This window comes from Pedobacter sp. 01T416_2, assembly GCF_056398925.1.
This window is the reverse complement of the sequence record NZ_JBFTQI010000689.1, coordinates 1-3,213: the sequence shown is the minus strand read 5'-3', so window position 1 is coordinate 3,213 and position 3,213 is coordinate 1. Positions and strand designations below refer to the sequence as shown.

At 39.6% G+C, this 3,213-nt stretch carries 2 protein-coding genes; both read right to left on the bottom strand.

All coding sequences use genetic code 11. The features are described 5' to 3' along the window. The coding region (locus AC1DPQ_RS22515) for an NAD(P)/FAD-dependent oxidoreductase (protein ID WP_477610936.1) at positions 1 to 657 on the bottom strand (657 nt) is incomplete at its 3' end. A 356-nt stretch (positions 658 to 1,013) separates the two neighbouring features. After that, positions 1,014 to 3,140 (bottom strand): prolyl oligopeptidase family serine peptidase, encoded by a 2,127-nt coding sequence (locus AC1DPQ_RS22510; RefSeq protein ID WP_477580662.1) that lies wholly within the window; start codon positions 3,138 to 3,140, stop codon positions 1,014 to 1,016. Positions 3,141 to 3,213 lie beyond the last annotated feature (73 nt).

Here is a 3,213-nt window from a genome sequence, read left to right as displayed (position 1 = left end):
TCCCTGTACCGCCTGAAGATTGCTATTTAAAATCAAATTGATTTTACCGCTTTCTGCCAATGCCATTACTTTAGCAACCGAATCTGGAGCACCACGGAAACTCTCACTTCTGTGCACCAAAGTTAATTCAGAACAAACTTCTGCTAAGTAAATGGTCCAGTCTAAAGCAGAGTCACCGCCACCGGCAATCACCATTTTCTGATCGCGATACTTCTCCGGGTCGAGGATCATATAGTTTACACCTTTACCATTCTCAAAGTTCTCTAAATTTTCTACAGCAGGTTTACGCGGCTCAAAGCAACCTAAACCACCTGCAATTACCACAACTTTAGCTTCGATAACAGTACCCATATTGGTCGTTAAAACGAAATCTGCTTCGCCACGCTTCTCTAAACCTTCAATACGCTCGCCTAAAGTAAACGTTGGATGGAAAGGTTTTGCCTGCTCCATTAAGTTATCGATAAGTTCCTGGGCCAACACAGAAGGATAACCTGGGATATCGTATATCGGTTTTTTAGGGTAAATTTCAGACAGCTGACCACCAACCTGAGGCAGGTAGTCAATTAAATGGCAACGCATTTTTAATAAACCGGCTTCAAAAATGGCGAATAAGCCAACCGGACCAGCGCCTATTACGGCTATATCAGTAGTGATCATTAAAAAAAATTTGACGCAAAGTTACAAAATAAAGTATTATCAATTCTGCTATTTAGAAATATTCTAGATAATTTTGTAATCCTGTTGTATTCAATATTTTATATGCTTTGCGTTAGGTTAAAACAAAAGTTAAGGGTTTTTAGCAGTTTAAAGCAAATTATAATTGGTCTATGGATTTAGTGGGAAATGGGATGGTGTTATATTAGAAGCATAATTTTTCGTGATGATTACTACAAGATATCGTCATTTCGAGCGGAGTGCAACGTCGTCGAGAAATCTATTATAGATCTCTCCATTTCGCTACGCTCCAGTCGAGATGACGACCTTCTATGGAGCTCAGAATGACAAAAAATGCGCTACCAACTCACTCCTAAATTCTGAAACACAAAGCTCCATACATCAGCCGCTTCTTCAATCACTTTCGTTGTTGGTTTACCTGCACCATGGCCTGCTTTGGTTTCAATTCTGATTAAAACCGGGTTTTCACCTTTATATTTATCCTGTAGGGTTGCTGCAAATTTAAATGAATGTGCAGGTACTACGCGGTCATCGTGATCTGCTGTTGTTATTAATGTTGCCGGATAATTAACACCGCTTTTTAGATTATGGAGCGGCGAATATTTAATCAGGTAATCGAAATCTTCCTTTTTATCGCTGCTTCCGTATTCAACTGCCCAGCCCCAGCCCACAGTAAATTTATGGTAGCGAAGCATGTCTAAAACACCAACAGCAGGTAAAGCTACTTTAAACAGATCAGGTCTTTGGGTCATACAGGCACCTACCAAGAGGCCCCCGTTCGAGCCACCAGATATAGCAATTTTAGATGGATTGGTGTACTTCTCTTTAATCAGGTATTCGGCTGCAGCGATAAAATCGTCAAAAACGTTCTGTTTTTTCGATAGCATACCGGCTTTGTGCCAGGCTTCGCCATACTCGCTTCCGCCACGTAAACTAGGCTGTACGTAAATGCCGCCACGCTCTAAAAATAGCATCCGAGATAGACTGAATCCAGGTGTTAAACTAACCTGAAAACCACCATAGGCATATAAATAAACCGGATTGTTACCGTCGAGCTTGGTCCCTTTCTTTGACACGATAAACATAGGTACCTTGGTGCCATCTTTCGATGGATAAAACACCTGTTTGGTTTCGTAGTTATCGGTATTAAATTGGAGTCCGGATTTTTTATATAATATAGATTCGCTCTTGTTGATGTCGTAACGGTAAATAGTACCGGGAGTAGTGAAATTAGAAAAGGTGTAAAAGAATTCTTTATCTTCTTTGTAGCCGCCAAAGCTTCCAACGGTTCCAATGGCTGGCAGTTTTACGTCGCCAATTTTCTTTCCGCTTAAATCAAACTGTATAATATTGGTGCTTGCATCTTTTAGATAGGATGCCCATAGAAATCCTCCTCCAGTTCCAATACCTTCTAGTGCCAGTTTAGATTCGGGGATAATTTTCTGCCAATTTTTAGGATCTGCATTTTTTGGATCGACCAAAACCACCTGTTTGTTTTCAGCACCCAGATCGGTATTTACCAATAGCTTATCGCCAATATTATCAATAACGCTGTGATTGTTTTCAAAACCCTTAACCAATAAGGCAATTTTACTGTTTGGTGCTTTCAGGTCTTGACAGTATAATGCATTGCCCGAAGTGCCTGCGCTGGCGTAAACCACCAGAAAGCGTTCGTCTTCGGTAACATTGGCACCGAAATATAGATTTGGATTGGTTTTATCTTCAAAAATTAATTGATCTTTTTGCTGCTGATCGCCCAATTTATGGAAATATACTTTTTGGTGTTTATTGGCGGCAGAAAGATCAGTTCCTTTAATAGGTTCATCAAATTTACTGTAATAAAAACCATCGCCTTTCCATGCTGCGCCAGAGAACTTCGTCCATTTCAGTTCATCAGCTAATTTAGTTTTGCTGGCTATTTCCATTACATAAATATTACTCCAGTCTGATCCTGCTTGTGCAACCGAATAGGCCAGGTGTTTTTTGTCGTGAGAGAAGCCCAAAATCGAAATGGCTGCCGTTCCGTCTTTTGTAAGTTTATTTGGATCGAGAAAAACTTCTTCCTTGCCATCTAACCCTTTTTTAATAAACCAGATGCTTTGGTTTTGAAGCCCGTCATTTTTGGCGAAGAAATAATATTCGCCAACCTTAAATGGCTCACTTTCTTTAGGGTAGTTCCATAATGCTGTTAAGCGCTTTTTAATGTCAGTACGGTAGGGGATCTGCTCGAGATAGTTTTGAGTAACCTTATTTTCGGCTACAACCCAGGCTTTTGTTTCAGCCGAGGTATCATTCTCTAGCCATCTGTAAGGATCTGCAATGGTTGTTCCGAAATAATTATCTTTTGTGCTGTCTTTTTTTGTTTCAGGGTATTTCATCAATGTTATTTTTTCTGCAGGTTTTTTGCCCTGGTTACAGGCAAACAGACTTAATGCAAATAAGCTTAATAGAATTTGTTTTTTCATCTTTAATAAGATTTGTTTACTAATATATGTCTTTTTTTCCTTTGGGTTGATTACACAGATTTAGGGATTACAC

Excerpts from the sequence above, each read along its gene's own strand:
- AC1DPQ_RS22510 (WP_477580662.1), bottom strand. The coding sequence starts at position 3,140 with ATGAAAAAACAAATTCTATTAAGCTTATTTGCATTAAGTCTGTTTGCC.